At 42.3% G+C, this 15370-nt stretch carries 9 protein-coding genes; 7 read left to right on the forward strand and 2 right to left on the reverse strand.

What is annotated here, in order from left to right; genetic code table 11:
- Nucleotides 1–217 precede the first annotated feature (217 nt).
- From CJ239_RS02050 to CJ239_RS02080, 7 genes are all read left to right on the forward strand, one after another.
- Entirely contained in the window at nt 218–976 is a 759-nt protein-coding gene (locus tag CJ239_RS02050; RefSeq protein ID WP_102210355.1) for an isoprenyl transferase, read from the forward strand.
- An 8-nt stretch (nt 977–984) separates the two neighbouring features.
- A complete protein-coding gene (locus CJ239_RS02055) occupies nt 985–1788 on the forward strand; it encodes a phosphatidate cytidylyltransferase (protein WP_102210356.1) in 804 nt (267 codons plus the stop codon).
- Nucleotides 1789–1809: 21 nt separating this feature from the next.
- On the forward strand, nt 1810–3069 hold the full coding sequence (gene rseP, locus CJ239_RS02060) for an RIP metalloprotease RseP (protein WP_102210357.1): 1260 nt from the start codon (nt 1810–1812) through the stop codon (nt 3067–3069).
- 12 nt (nt 3070–3081) lie between these two features.
- Entirely contained in the window at nt 3082–4935 is a 1854-nt protein-coding gene (locus CJ239_RS02065; protein ID WP_102210358.1) for a proline--tRNA ligase, read from the forward strand.
- A gap of 98 nt (nt 4936–5033) precedes the next feature.
- Complete coding sequence (gene bglA / locus CJ239_RS02070) at nt 5034–6413, forward strand: 6-phospho-beta-glucosidase (protein ID WP_102210359.1); 1380 nt, start codon at nt 5034–5036, stop codon at nt 6411–6413.
- Nucleotides 6414–6604: 191 nt separating this feature from the next.
- Nucleotides 6605–8413, forward strand: a complete 1809-nt coding sequence (gene glmS, locus CJ239_RS02075) for a glutamine--fructose-6-phosphate transaminase (isomerizing) (RefSeq protein WP_102210360.1) — start codon at nt 6605–6607, stop codon at nt 8411–8413.
- 118 nt (nt 8414–8531) lie between these two features.
- Nucleotides 8532–9581: an LLM class flavin-dependent oxidoreductase gene (locus tag CJ239_RS02080; protein ID WP_102210361.1), complete on the forward strand. Its 1050-nt coding sequence runs from the start codon at nt 8532–8534 to the stop codon at nt 9579–9581.
- Between the two features lie 99 nt (nt 9582–9680).
- Here CJ239_RS02080 and CJ239_RS02085 read toward each other — a convergent pair whose 3' ends face one another.
- Both CJ239_RS02085 and CJ239_RS02090 read right to left on the reverse strand, forming a co-directional pair.
- Entirely contained in the window at nt 9681–13568 is a 3888-nt protein-coding gene (locus CJ239_RS02085; RefSeq protein WP_102210362.1) for a pullulanase, read from the reverse strand.
- A gap of 107 nt (nt 13569–13675) precedes the next feature.
- Complete coding sequence (locus CJ239_RS02090) at nt 13676–15160, reverse strand: M protein trans-acting positive regulator PRD domain-containing protein (RefSeq protein ID WP_102210363.1); 1485 nt, start codon at nt 15158–15160, stop codon at nt 13676–13678.
- Between the last annotated feature and the right edge of the window lie 210 nt (nt 15161–15370).

Consider the following 15370-nt stretch of genomic DNA (forward strand, 5'->3'; position numbering starts at 1 on the left):
TTGAAAAATGGGCTTGGTGCCTGAGAATAATACTCAATGAAAATCAAAGTGCAAACTAGGAAGCTAACCGCAGGTTGCTCAAAATACTGTTTTGAGGTTGCAGATAGAGCTGATGTGGTTTGAAGAGATTTTCGAAGAGTATAAATAGCTTAGTGATAGAAGAAAATAGGGAAATATGGTATAATGAAACGATAGATTTTTGAATAGGAATAAGATCATGTTTGGATTTTTTAAGAAAGATAAGGCTGTGGAAGTAGAGGTTCCGACACAGGTTCCTGCTCATATAGGCATCATCATGGATGGCAATGGCCGTTGGGCTAAAAAACGTATGCAACCGCGAGTTTTCGGACACAAGGCGGGCATGGAAGCATTGCAAACTGTGACCAAGGCAGCCAACAAACTGGGGGTGAAGGTTATTACAGTTTATGCTTTTTCTACGGAAAACTGGACCCGCCCCGATCAGGAAGTCAAGTTTATCATGAACTTGCCAGTAGAGTTTTATGATAATTATGTCCCGGAACTGCATGCGAATAATGTTAAGATTCAAATGATTGGGGAGACAGACCGACTGCCTAAGCCAACCTTTGAAGCTCTGACCAAGGCTGAGGAATTGACTAAGAACAACACAGGTTTGATTCTTAATTTTGCCCTCAACTATGGTGGACGTGCTGAGATTACACAGGCTCTTAAGTTGATTTCCCAGGATGTGTTAGATGCCAAAATAAACCCAGGTGACATCACAGAGGACTTGATTGGCAACTATCTCTTCACCCAGCATTTGCCTAAGGAGTTACGAGACCCAGACTTGATTATTCGGACTAGTGGAGAATTGCGTTTGAGCAATTTCCTTCCATGGCAGGGAGCCTATAGTGAGCTCTATTTTACGGATACCTTGTGGCCTGATTTTGACGAGGCGGCCTTGCAGGAAGCCATTCTTGCCTACAATCGTCGTCATCGCCGATTTGGAGGAGTTTAGGAGGAAATATGACACAGGATTTACAGAAAAGAACCTTGTTTGCAGGGATTGCCCTGGCTATTTTCCTACCGATTTTGATGATTGGGGGACTCTTGCTGCAGATAGCAATCGGAATCATAGCCATGCTAGCCATGCATGAACTTTTGAAGATGAGAGGTCTAGAGACCATGACGATGGAGGGCCTCTTGACCCTCTTTGCAACCTTTGCTTTGACCATTCCCTTGGAGAATTACCTGACTTTTTTGCCAGTTGATGGGAATGTGGTTGCTTATAGTGTTCTGATTTCAATCATGTTAGGAACGACTGTATTTAGCAAGTCTTATACGATTGAGGACGCTGTTTTCCCGCTTGCTATGAGTTTCTACGTGGGCTTTGGATTTAATGCCTTACTAGATGCTCGTGTTGCAGGTTTAGATAAGGCGCTTTTGGCCTTGTGTATCGTCTGGGCGACAGACAGTGGTGCTTATCTTGCTGGGATGAGATATGGTAAACGAAAATTAGCGCCAAGGGTATCACCTAATAAAACCTTTGAGGGAGCCTTGGGGGGTATTTTAGGAGCTATCTTGATAACAATTGTCTTTATGATTTTTGATAGGACAGTTGCTCTTCCATATGGAATTTACAAGATGTCAGTCTTTGCTATTTTCTTTAGCATTGCTGGACAATTTGGTGATTTACTAGAAAGTTCGATCAAGCGTCACTTTGGTGTTAAGGATTCTGGGAAATTTATCCCTGGACATGGTGGTGTTTTGGATCGTTTCGATAGTATGTTGCTTGTATTTCCAATCATGCACTTATTTGGACTCTTTTAATCAAAAGACGGAGGAAATACTATGCTCGGAATTTTAACCTTTATTCTGGTTTTCGGGATTATTGTGGTGGTGCACGAGTTCGGACACTTCTACTTTGCCAAGAAATCAGGGATTCTAGTGCGTGAATTTGCCATTGGCATGGGACCTAAAATCTTTGCTCATATTGGCAAGGATGGAACGACCTATACCATTCGAATCTTGCCTCTGGGTGGCTACGTTCGTATGGCCGGTTGGGGTGATGATACAACTGAAATCAAGACAGGAACTCCTGTCAGTTTGACACTTGCTGAGGACGGTAAGGTTAAACGTATCAATCTTTCAGGTAAAAAATTGGATCAAACAGCTCTTCCTATGCAGGTGACCCAGTTTGATTTTGAAGACAAGCTCTTTATCAAGGGCTTGGTTCTGGAAGAAGAAAAAACATTTGCAGTGGATCACGATGCAACGGTTGTGGAAGCAGATGGAACGGAGGTTCGGATTGCACCTTTAGATGTTCAATATCAAAATGCGACTATCTGGGGGAAACTCATTACCAACTTTGCAGGACCTATGAATAACTTTATCTTAGGTGTCGTTGTTTTCTGGATTTTAATCTTCATGCAGGGTGGTGTCAGAGATGTTGATACCAATCAATTCCATGTCATGCCCCAAGGGGCCTTGGCTAAGGTAGGAGTGCCAGAAACGGCTCAGATTACCAAGATTGGCTCACATGAGATTAGCAACTGGGAAAGTTTGATCCAAGCTGTTGAAACAGAAACCAAAGATAAGACGGCACCGACCTTGGATGTGACTATTTCCGAAAAGGGTAGTGACAAACAAGTCACTGTTACTCCTGAAGAAAATCAAGGTCGTTACCTTCTAGGTGTTCAACCGGGAATTAAGTCGGACTTTCTATCCATGTTTGTGGGTGGTTTCACAACCGCTGCTGACTCAGCTCTCCGAATTCTATCAGCTCTGAAAAATCTGATTTTCCAACCGGATTTGAACAAGCTAGGTGGACCTGTTGCCATCTTTAAGGCAAGTAGTGATGCTGCTAAAAATGGAATTGAGAACGTCTTGTACTTCTTGGCAATGATTTCCATCAATATCGGGATTTTTAATCTTATTCCGATTCCAGCTCTGGATGGTGGTAAGATTGTTCTCAATATCCTGGAAGCCATCCGCCGCAAACCATTGAAACAAGAAACTGAAACCTATGTCACCTTGGCCGGAGTGGTCATCATGGTTGTCTTGATGATTGCTGTGACCTGGAATGACATTATGCGACTCTTTTTTAGATAATCGAGGAATATTATGAAACAAAGTAAAATGCCTATCCCAACGCTTCGCGAAATGCCAAGCGATGCTCAAGTTATCAGCCATGCTCTTATGTTGCGTGCTGGTTATGTTCGCCAAGTTTCTGCAGGTGTTTATTCTTACCTACCACTTGCCAACCGTGTGATTGAAAAAGCTAAAAACATCATGCGCCAAGAATTCGACAAGATTGGTGCCGTTGAGATGTTGGCTCCTGCCCTTCTTAGTGCAGAATTGTGGCGTGAATCAGGTCGTTACGAAACTTATGGTGAAGACCTTTACAAACTAAAAAACCGCGAAAAATCAGACTTTATCCTAGGCCCAACTCACGAAGAAACCTTTACAGCTATTGTCCGTGATTCTGTTAAGTCTTACAAGCAATTGCCACTTAATCTTTATCAAATCCAGCCTAAGTATCGTGATGAAAAACGCCCACGTAATGGACTTCTCCGTACACGTGAGTTTATCATGAAGGATGCTTACAGTTTCCACGCTAACTATGATAGCTTGGATAGTGTTTATGATGAGTATAAGGCTGCTTATGAGCGTATTTTCACTCGTAGTGGCTTAGACTTCAAGGCTATCATCGGTGACGGTGGAGCCATGGGTGGTAAGGATAGCCAAGAATTTATGGCCATTACACCTGCTCGTACAGACCTTGACCGCTGGGTTGTCTTGGACAAGTCAGTTGCCTCATTTGATGAAATTCCTGCAGAAGTGCAAGAAGAAATCAAGGAAGAATTGCTCAAATGGATGGTTTCTGGTGAAGATACCATTGCTTACTCAAGTGAGTCTAGCTATGCGGCTAACTTGGAAATGGCAACAAACGAGTACAAACCAAGCAACCGTGTTGTCGCTGAAGAAGAAGTGACTCGTGTTGCAACGCCAGATGTTAAATCAATTGATGAAGTTGCAGCCTTCCTAAACGTTCCAGAAGAACAAACGATTAAAACCCTCTTCTATATGGCGGATGGTGAGCTTGTTGCAGCCCTTCTAGTTGGAAATGACCAGCTCAATGAAGTCAAGTTGAAAAACCACTTGGGAGCAGATTTCTTTGACGTTGCTAGCGAAGAAGAAGTGGCAAGTGTTGTTCAAGCAGGATTTGGTTCACTTGGTCCAGTTGGTTTGCCAGAGAATGTTAAAATCATCGCAGACCGTAAGGTGCAAGATGTTCGCAATGCAGTTGTGGGTGCTAACGAAGATGGCTATCACTTGACTGGTGTGAACCCAGGTCGTGACTTTACTGCAGAATATGTGGATATTCGTGAAGTTCGTGAGGGTGAAATTTCACCAGACGGAAAAGGTGTTCTTAACTTTGCGCGTGGTATCGAAATTGGTCACATCTTCAAACTCGGTACTCGTTACTCAGCAAGCATGGGAGCAGATGTTTTGGATGAAAATGGCCGTGCTGTGCCAATTATCATGGGATGTTACGGTATCGGTGTCAGCCGTCTCCTTTCAGCAGTGATGGAGCAACACGCTCGTCTCTTTGTTAACAAAACACCAAAAGGTGAATATCGTTACGCTTGGGGAATCAACTTCCCTAAAGAATTGGCGCCATTTGATGTACACTTGATTACTGTCAATGTCAAGGACGAAGAAGCGCAAGCCTTGACAGAAAAGCTTGAAGCAAGCTTGATGGGAGCTGGTTACGAAGTCTTGACGGATGACCGCAACGAACGTGTCGGAGTTAAATTTAGCGACAGTGACTTGATTGGATTGCCAATCCGTATCACTGTTGGTAAAAAAGCAGCCGATGGCATCGTAGAAGTTAAGATTAAAGCGACTGGTGACACCATCGAAGTTCATGCAGATAACTTGCTCGAAACGCTTGAAATTCTCAGCAAGAAATAAAAACTATAATCAGAAGAAAAACAAGGAAAAAATGTAACTAGTTTTTACCTTGTTTTTTCTGTATAATGGGAAAAATGAGTAGATAAAGAGGTAAATGTATGCTAAGATTTCCAAAGGATTTTGTCTGGGGATCCTCTACTTCTGGGCCACAAACAGAAGGACGTGTAGCTGGTGACGGTAAGGGAGATAATCTCTGGGATTATTGGTACCAAGTGGAGCCAAATCGTTACTATAATGGGATTGGTCCAGATAAAACATCAACCTTTTATGAAAACTGGGAAAAGGATATTGAGCTACTGTTAGAAACTGGTCACACGGCCTTTCGGACTTCTATTCAGTGGTCACGGATTTTTCCACAAGGGCGTAGGAAAGTTAATTCTCAGGGTGTAGATTTTTACCGTAAGGTTTTTGAGGCTATTAAGATCAAAGGGATTCGTCTTTTAGTCAATCTCTATCATTTTGATTTGCCTTTTGCTCTTCAAGAGGATGGTGATGGTTGGGAAAATAAGGCGACAGTCTCAGCTTATGAAGACTATGCTCGTTTTTGTTTTGAGACTTATGGAGATTTAGTGGATCAATGGATTACCTTTAATGAGCCCATCGTTCCTGTAGAATTTGGTTATTTTTACGATGCCCATTATCCACATAAGGTGGATGCGGAAGCAGCTGTTAAAGTAGCTTATCATACACAATTGGCCAGCAGTCGTGCGGTCAAGGCCTGCCATGAACTCTTGCCTGGTTCCAAGATTGGAATTGTCTTAAATTTGACACCGGCTTATCCACGTAGCCAGCATCCTGCTGATGTCAAGGCTGCTCGTATTGCGGCCCTTTTTCAGGCCCAATCTTTCTTAGATCCGTCTGTTTTGGGGACTTATCCACAGGAGTTGGTAGAAATCTTGCATGAACATGGTCTCTTGCCTGATGCTACAGAGGAGGAGCTGGAGTTCATTCGTGACAATACGGTGGACTTCCTTGGTGTCAACTACTATCAACCTTTGCGTGTTATGGCTCCTCGATTTGCAAAGCATCCAGAGAGTCCGCTCTTACCAGAACATTTTTACGAGCCTTATGTGATGCCTGGACGTAAAATCAATCCTCATCGTGGCTGGGAGATTTATGAGCAAGGGATTTATGACATTGCCCAAAATATCAAGGAAAATTATGGCAATATTGAGTGGATGTTGACAGAGAATGGTATGGGGGTTGAAGGAGAGGAAAAATTCCGTCAAGATGGAATGATTCAAGATGATTATCGTATTGACTTTGTAAAAGGTCATCTTCGTGAACTTCACCGTGCTATTGAAGACGGAGCTAATTGTAAGGGCTACTTGATTTGGACCTTTATTGACTGTTGGTCATGGCTCAATAGCTATAAAAATCGCTACGGTTTGGTCGAGCTAGACTTGGAAACGCAAGAACGTCGTCTGAAAAAATCAGGGCACTGGTTCAAGGAATTAAGCGACAATAATGGATTTTAACAAGGACTCTGACTGATTATCCTAATTGGTCAGAGTCTTTTGCTTACAGGAGCTTAATTTTAACTATACCAATTTTAACTCTTGACAAGTGAAAGAAACAAGTATATACTGTTTTTGCTGATTCTATAAAAGAGGAATTAGACTATACCAATTTTAAGGAGAAAGCACAGCTGGTCTGTGTCGCATATACTATGTGTGGAATTGTTGGTGTTGTTGGAAACACAAATGCAACTGATATTTTGATTCAAGGGCTTGAAAAGCTCGAATACCGTGGCTATGATTCTGCGGGGATTTTTGTCCTAGGTGGTGCTGAAAATCACCTAGTAAAAGCTGTAGGCCGTATTGCAGAATTGTCTGCTAAGACAGCTGGTGTTGAGGGAACGACTGGTATCGGACATACTCGTTGGGCAACTCATGGGAAACCAACTGAGGACAATGCTCACCCACACCGCTCTGAGACAGAACGTTTTGTCTTGGTTCACAACGGTGTGATTGAGAACTACCTTGAAATCAAGGAAGAATACCTTGCAGGACACCACTTCAAGGGGCAAACAGATACGGAAATCGCCGTTCACTTGATTGGGAAATTTGCGGAAGAAGAAGGTCTCTCAGTTCTTGAAGCCTTCAAAAAAGCTCTTCATATCATCCGTGGTTCTTATGCCTTTGCCTTGGTTGACTCACAAGATCCTGAAGTTATCTACGTGGCTAAAAATAAATCACCACTTTTGATTGGTCTTGGACAAGGCTATAACATGGTCTGCTCAGACGCCATGGCTATGATTCGTGAAACCAACCAATACATGGAAATTCATGACAAAGAATTGGTAATCGTTAAGGCTGATAGTGTGGAAGTTCAAGACTATGATGGAAATCGTCGTGAGCGTGCTAGTTACACTGCTGAACTTGACTTGTCAGATATCGGTAAGGGAACTTACCCTTACTACATGCTTAAAGAAATTGATGAGCAACCAACTGTTATGCGTAAACTCATCCAAGCCTACACAGATGAGGCTGGTCAAGTTGTCGTAGACCCAGCTATCATCAAGGCTGTTCAAGACGCAGACCGTATCTACATCCTTGCAGCTGGGACATCTTACCACGCAGGATTTGCTTCTAAGAAGATGCTGGAAGAATTGACGGATACACCAGTTGAACTTGGCATCTCATCTGAGTGGGGCTATGGTATGCCACTTCTCAGCAAGAAACCACTCTTCATCTTTATCAGCCAATCTGGTGAAACAGCGGATAGTCGTCAAGTTTTAGTCAAGGCTAATGAAATGGGAATCCCAAGCTTGACAGTGACAAACGTCCCAGGTTCAACTCTTTCTCGTGAAGCCAACCATACCATGCTCCTTCATGCAGGTCCTGAAATTGCCGTGGCCTCAACCAAGGCTTATACAGCACAAATTGCAGCCCTTGCCTTCCTTGCAAAAGCAGTTGGAGAAGCGAACGGCAATGCTAAAGCGCAAGACTTTGACTTGGTTCATGAATTGTCAATTGTAGCTCAGTCTATCGAATCAACTCTTTCAGAGAAAGAAACCATTGAAGCCAAGGTTCGTGAGCTTCTTGAAACAACTCGCAACGCCTTTTATATTGGGCGTGGTCAAGATTACTACGTAGCTATGGAAGCAAGCCTTAAACTCAAAGAGATTTCTTACATCCAGTGTGAAGGCTTTGCGGCAGGAGAACTCAAGCACGGAACTATTGCCTTGATTGAAGAAGGAACGCCTGTCTTGGTTCTCTTGTCAGATCCAGTCCTTGCTAACCATACTCGCGGAAATATCCAAGAAGTGGCAGCACGTGGTGCCAAAGTCCTCACTATCGTAGAAGAAAATGTTGCCAAAGATACAGACGACATCGTTCTTACGACTGTACACCCTTACCTCTCACCGATTTCAATGGTTGTACCAACGCAATTAGTTGCTTACTTTGCAACACTCCACCGTGGCCTTGATGTGGACAAACCACGTAACCTTGCTAAGTCAGTAACGGTAGAATAAGCTAAAAAAGTCTAGTTATCTAGGCTTTTTCTTGTGAGCAAATCGGTTGCTTGTACTCAAGATTCGTGTTAGAATAATTTTTCAAATTGAAGGACAGAAATATACAGGGAGAATTACCATGGTAGAATTGGGAATTTCGACATTTGGGGAAACAACGGAGCTTGAGGGGACTGGACAGACTTACAGTCATTCCGAACGTATTCGTCAGTTGGTGGCAGAGATTGAACTGGCTGACAAGGTTGGTTTGGATGTATATGGGATTGGTGAGCACCATCGAGCGGATTTTGCGGTATCTGCGCCAGAGATTGTCCTGGCAGCTGGGGCAGTCAATACCAAGAAAATCCGTTTGACCAGTGCAGTCAGCATTCTCTCAAGTATGGATCCGATTCGCTTGTTCCAACAGTATGCCACTATCGATGCTTTGTCAAATGGACGTGCAGAGATTATGGCTGGAAGGGGTTCTTTCACGGAATCTTTCCCCTTGTTTGGATATGATTTGAAAGACTACGAAGCTCTTTTTGATGAGAAATTAGATTTGCTTCAGTTAGTCAATGAAAAGACCAAGCTAGACTGGCAAGGGCGATTGACCCAAACGATTTCTGGCAAAGAAGTCTATCCTCGTCCAGTTCAGGACAACTTACCCTTGTGGATAGCGACAGGTGGTCATGTCGAATCAACAGTGAAGGTTGCTCAGACTGGTCTACCGATTGTTTATGCCATTATTGGTGGCAATCCGCGTTATTTTAAAAAGTTGATTCAGGCTTATCGTGAGATTGGGAGCGAAGCGGGTCATGCCAGTCATGAACTAAAAGTTGGAGCCCATTCTTGGGGTTGGATTGCTGAGGATGGCGAGCAAGCGGTGAAAGACTATTTCCATCCGACCAAGCAAGTAGTGGATGCTATTTCCAAAGACCGTCCACACTGGCAGGAGTTGACCTATGAGCAATATTTGGAGCAAGTTGGGCCAAATGGTGCTATGTTTGTGGGCAATCCAGATCAGGTGGCCGAAAAATTGATTCGCATGATTGAAGACTTAGGTTTGGACCGCTTCATGCTCCATCTACCGCTTGGTTCCATGCCTCATGACCGGGTTCTAAGAGCTATTGAATTCTTCGGCACACAAGTGGCACCCAAAGTACGGGAATACTTTGCCATGAAAGAGGTTTAATAAAAAATCTTAATCAAGTTTATTAGGACAACAAATATTGTACAAAAAATAATCCCCCGAGCGTTAAGGCTTGGGGGATTGTTCTATAGGAGGGCTAGTTTAGTTCTCTTTTTTGTTTTTTAGCAAGAACCCGAGACCTAGAAGGGCGAGGAGACCAATTCCTGCAAACAGGAGTTTGTGATCTTTTTTGATTCCTGTATTTGGAAGTTCAGCTTGTTTAGCTAGGGGTGCAGGTTTATTTTCCTTGCTAGAGTTTTCTACCGATTCGTTTTGAACCGCCTCTTTTACAGATGCTTCTTGTGCTGGTTGTTCAGCTTGTGAATCAGCTGTAGCTTGGCTAGGTTTATTTTCCGCATCAGCTACTTTTGTATCTGGTTTTGCAGAATCAGGTTTAGTTTGTGGAGCTGGAGTTTGCTGTTCCGGTTTGACTACTCGGTTTGGAGTATTGTCTTGGCCGTTATTTTGACCTTGCTCTTGTTTTAAGTTAGAAATATCAAATTCTGTTTTTTCTTCCACAGCTGGGGCAACGATGGCACCTCTTTGAGAGACTCGAAGAACAGTGGCTGTAAGGGCATTCAATTTCAAGCCTTTTTTAGTCCATTCAAGTCCTTGAGGGTTGGCAATTCCGACTGGCCCTGCTTGGTTTTCATCTGCCAAAACTTCAGCATTTCTGAGGTGGGCAAAGGCAGTTCCCAAATTAAATTCGCGAGCTTTTTCATCCGCATTGACAAAGACTGCGTAGATATCCCCGTTTGGAGCAGTAATTTGGTAGCCAATTACTACATCCTCTTTTTCTACACCATTTTGACCTGGGACAGTGATGAGGTGGACACGGTATTTGATATCTTGGAGACTCTTAAGTCGGAAGGCATCTGTAGATTGACGAAGGGCAATCAACCCTTTCATATAGTCACGGCTCTTGACATTTTCAGGATAAGCTTTACCATCTGTAGCCTTAGTCCAGTCAAACTTGTTAATAGCATCACTCGAATCGTAAGAGTCATGGATGAAGTAAGGATAGTCAAACGGATTGCCGTCCTTATCACGCAACAAGTGAGATTTGTTTGGTTGTTTGTCCTCTGCTACTGGAGTCTTGTAGGCTGGGTCACGGAATTGTTTAGTGCGACCATATTCCTGACCAGAGTGGATAAATGGAGTTCCTTGAGCTGTCAAGACCATGAGGTTTCCAAGTCGCAAACGACGGTGGATTTCAGCATAGTTCTTAGCTTTGCTTGGGTCTTTTTTGATAGACTGGGCAATGATGTCAAAGAGGGTCAAGTTATCATGGGCTGCGATGTATTGAATCACATCTCCAGGACTGTCTGCTTCAAAGTTGGTTGGTTGAGCAATCAGATTTTTGAAGATAGTGTTGATATCACGTTTTCCACCTGTGATAAAGGCAGGTTGACCTTCGTTTGGATAACCAGACTTGAGGTTGTTACGGATGTCATCTGAAAAGACAGCGACAGTATCGGTATGTTTCATCCAATCTTGGTCAGCAGCTTTAGTAGGCATATTTTCATCACCAGCATAGGTTCTCCAACCTTCACCCAGCATGATTAGGTTTGGATTGAGGGCGCGTGCAGCCTTGTAAGCTTCTTCGATAGAAGCGGCGTCATGGTCTCCCATCATATCGAAACGGAATCCATCCACTTTGTAGGTATCAACCAGATATTTGATAGAATCAACTAGGAGGCGTTTGGTCATATGGTGAGTTGTCCCCAAACGTCCACCACCAAAGCTAGTTCGAGGCGTTCCGTCAGCATCCATAAAGTGGTAGTAGTTTGGTTCTAAATCTTCAAAGATATCGACTTTGGCTGTATGGTTATACACTACGTCCAGGATAGCTCCCATGCCACGTTTGTGGATTTCGTTGATGAGGTTTTTGAATTCTGCGATTCGTTTTTCTGGATTCTTAGGATCGCTTGAGTACATACCAGTCAATGAGAAGTAGTTTTGAGGGTCATATCCCCAGTTATAGTTGCTGTTGCTTGAAGCATAGTCAGACAAGCGTTCATGGTTTTTCAATTCATTGACAAAGTAGTAAGACAAGACTGGAAGGAGCTGGATGTGGGTTACACCCAAGTCTTTGAGATAGTCTAGTTTTTCAATAAAGGCTTCAAAGGTACCAAATGGTTTGGTCAAGTCTTTTGCAATGGCAGGATCTGAAGTGAAGTCACGCACATGAGCTTCGTAGATAACGGCATCTTCACGAGTCTTGAAGTTGTGAATTTTACCATAAGTCAAGTCTTGAGGTCCTAGTTTAGCTGGATTTACAAAGGCGGCTTTAGCTACTTTATGGGCATCGTCAATCTTGGCATCGTCGCTATTCCAAGCAGCGAGGGACTTAGCGTAAGGATCGAGTGCAAGAACAGTTTTACCCTGACGCTCGATTTGGTATTGATAATAGTAGCCAGTGAAATCTGTGATTCCTAATTTGTTTGTGCTATCTAGAGTTTGTTTCCAAGTTCCTCTTTCCCCTTTTTCAAGAGCGACAGTTCCAACTACTTTTTCAGGGTCATTCTTGTCGTAGACAACAACAGAAACCTTATCAGCACTTGGTGACCAGAGGGTCAAATCAACTTGTTTTCCTTCTTCTTTTAGGTCAGCTCCTAGTTTGCCATCATAGCTGTAAGTCTCATCTTTAAGGCGCCAGCTTGTTTTGGTAGTGAATTGGTCGGAATTGTAGCTAACAGTATAGGGATATTTTGTGTCAGAGAAATCTCCGCTGTAGGTCACTTTCTTACCAGCTTCATCGATTGCAACATCGGTGATAGTTACCTTGTTTCCTAGGTGATTAGTGATGTTGGAGTGCTTGAGAATATCTTCTTTTTTGGCACCGACCAGTGTTGAAAAACTACTTTCAATGCTAGAAGTTCCTACGTGCTGAGTCCCTGTCATACGGATATCATGGACATAGTATGGATTTGTGTAAATCGATTCGTCATCGTCTTTTAGGAAGATTTGGCTATGATTTTTCAAATCTGTGAACTTATAATCTTCTTTACGGATTTTCACGTCGTCTCCTTGTTTGCTCTCATCTAGTAATAAAAAGCCGAATTCTTTTGCGGCATCCTTAAGAGGAATGTCAATATAGCGACCGTATTTTCCTGTAGCTGTAAAGTCTGTTCCGTCAGGCCATTGAGCGCTACTTGGATTTTTCACATCTCCCCAGTACCAAAGAGATTTCTTATCATAGTTGCCATCTGTACGGTAGTAGTTGACGCGAACAGTTCCTGCAGGTTGTGGCTCGTAAGAGAAAACCTTGTAATCTTGGTCCAACCAAGCCTCGTTCATCTTTGGTGCCAGTTTTTCTGCAGATTTATCGCCAGTTAGATTTTTTCCAGCTGTATTATTGATAAGGAAGCTAATTTTCTTGGCTTGCTCTCCCTTTAATTTGACATCTAGGTAGTAGCCGTAGTCATCTTTTTTGGCGTCTTTAAAGGACAAGGCACCGTTAGGCCAGTTTTCAGAAGGTTTTTCAACATCGTCCCAAGTCCATAGTCCTTGAGCATCCTTGTTTTCTTCAGGAAGCTTTTTGACGTGGATACGGAAATAGTTGTCTTCGATTGGCTCTTCTGCCTTAGTTTCAGTCGTTACTGGACTAGTAGAAGTGGTTGGCTCACTTGAACGATCTTTCCCAGTTTGTGGTGCTGAATCAGCTGGGCTTGCAGCAGGAGTAGTTGCCTCTGTTGCAGGTTTTTCTTCTGTTTTCGCTAGGGAAGCGTTTGCATTTTTAGGTACAGAAAGATCACTTTCTTGCTTACCAGTGCTGGCTGTTGTATCAGTAAGAGGTTGGACAAGGGCAGTAGTAGTTTCACTATTACTTGCATTAGTGGTTGGTGTATTTTCGTTGGCTGAGATAGTTGGTGTAGCCATGGCAAGTAGGACAAAGCTTGCGCCGATAAGGACAGAACCAGTTCCATTCTTGAGGGAACGGATGCTGTAGACCATTTTTTTCTCAGTTTGAGAAGTTGTTCTTTTCATAATTATTCTCCTATAAATGAATTTCTTTATCAGTATAGCACTTAGTAAAATAAGATGCAAGCGTTTTCCTAAAATTAAACTAAAAGAAAAAATCGTAACAAATTTTGTTACGATTCAGCCAGTCTTTCTTTATGAATTTGAGAAGCCAGCAGGTGGAGGTGGTGAAATAGTTCTGCAGTAGAAAGATTCCGACTACAAATAATGGGTTTCGGACAATTGGAAACAGGAAAGGTAGTGATCACAATATCGTGAGGGATTTGATTGAGACTTGAGAAAGAAATAGCAGATTCTTCCCAAGAATCAAATAGATAGAGATTATTGCCGTAGTGAGTTAGGGTGTCGATAAGGTTTTGTGCATGATGGCTATCCAGATGACCAATGACTAAAACACGTATTTTGGGAAGTTTTTGAAGTAATTGGACTAAAATACGTCGCCCTTGAATCGAAAAGGTGTAGACAAGTTCTTGTAGCTTAATGGAGTGACTTTCGAGTCCCATTTCAGTAAGGTAAGATTGGAATTTGTGTTGACTTACTTCAAATAGTTTTGGAAATTCTGCTTGATAATTGCTTAAAATCAGGAATCTCTGTTTGTCAAGAGACTGGTCACTGAGTAGATGGAAGAAATCAGATTGGGCAGTATAGTGGAGGAGCCAAATCAATTCCTCGCGATTTTCAATCTGCAGATGAAATTCTTTAGCTAACTCTTCTAAGATTTGACTCCATAAACGATAAGATTTTTGAATCTGATGAATGTCTCCTAAAGCTCCATTACTAGGCTTGTTTGTAATTTGATGAGATTTGATTGGGTTTGAAAATAGCTGTTCCAGTGTCTCCTTTGTAGCTTCAAAATCGAGTTTTTTAGCCAGTTTTTTGATATCTTGTTCAAACTGGGGAATTTGTATGAGGGAACTGTAATGACTGGTTAAGAGCGGACTAGGATTTTCAATGAAACGTCCCTTATTGAATCGCTCTAGATTGATAGCCAAGGTATATTTGATTTGCCGTAAGCTACTGAGGTTGGGTGAAACTTGTTGGGCCTTTAAAAATAGCTGAATCAGCTGAGTGAGTGCCTCTTCAGAAATAGAAGGGAAGGGCCAACCAAGAAAACTGTAACTTTGGCTAAAGTAGTCCAGATAAAAGGCGCGAATGTCTTCTTCTGCTCCCTCCATGCCTAAATGGAAAATTTGGACCTTGATGTCATAATATTGTGGGAGTTTAGTATTTAGATACTGGATGATTTCCTCAATCTGCTCTGGCTTAGTGGAAAGTGCCTGACATATTTGCTCAAGTGATTGTCCCTCTTTGAAAAATAGACAGTTCAAAAAAGAGTAGGTTTTAGATTGTTCAAAGATAGCAATCCTAGGATCTAAAGAATTTCGGGCTTCAAACTGCAACTGAATGCCTTCTTTTGTTGATCGAATAAGGAGGTTTGGGAATAATTGCTCGAGCCTAGAAAGATGTTCTTGCAATTCTTCGATTGAAAAATTCATCTTCTCAGCCAAGACTGGAAGTTCTATCCAATCACGGTGCTTGATTAATTCTTCCAGTAACACTAGCAAATTCTGTTCTGTTTCAGAAAGCAAAATATCCATAATAAACCTCCCTATATATTTATACATATATATTAAAAGAAAAACCTAGTAAAGTCAAGAAAAACAGCCTAGGATAAAATAGTAGAATCTGAATTTACTATATTTTTATTGGACTATTAAACTGAAAATGAAGTTTGCAAAGTAATAGTTGAATTCAATTTTTTATAGGAAAAAAATTCACCAAAAATCGACAGAATCCCTTGAAAAATC

The sequence above is a fragment of the Streptococcus sp. UMB0029 genome (genome assembly GCF_002871495.1).
Taxonomy (GTDB): Bacteria; Bacillota; Bacilli; order Lactobacillales; family Streptococcaceae; genus Streptococcus.

Coding starts and splice junctions, on each gene's coding strand:
- rseP (WP_102210357.1), top strand. CDS start 1,810: ATGCTCGGAATTTTAACCTTTATTCTGGTTTTCGGGATTATTGTGGTG.
- CJ239_RS02050 (WP_102210355.1), top strand. CDS start 218: ATGTTTGGATTTTTTAAGAAAGATAAGGCTGTGGAAGTAGAGGTTCCG.
- CJ239_RS02090 (WP_102210363.1), bottom strand. CDS start 15,160: ATGGATATTTTGCTTTCTGAAACAGAACAGAATTTGCTAGTGTTACTG.
- CJ239_RS02055 (WP_102210356.1), top strand. CDS start 985: ATGACACAGGATTTACAGAAAAGAACCTTGTTTGCAGGGATTGCCCTG.
- CJ239_RS02065 (WP_102210358.1), top strand. CDS start 3,082: ATGAAACAAAGTAAAATGCCTATCCCAACGCTTCGCGAAATGCCAAGC.
- bglA (WP_102210359.1), top strand. CDS start 5,034: ATGCTAAGATTTCCAAAGGATTTTGTCTGGGGATCCTCTACTTCTGGG.
- CJ239_RS02085 (WP_102210362.1), bottom strand. CDS start 13,568: ATGAAAAGAACAACTTCTCAAACTGAGAAAAAAATGGTCTACAGCATC.
- glmS (WP_102210360.1), top strand. CDS start 6,605: ATGTGTGGAATTGTTGGTGTTGTTGGAAACACAAATGCAACTGATATT.
- CJ239_RS02080 (WP_102210361.1), top strand. CDS start 8,532: ATGGTAGAATTGGGAATTTCGACATTTGGGGAAACAACGGAGCTTGAG.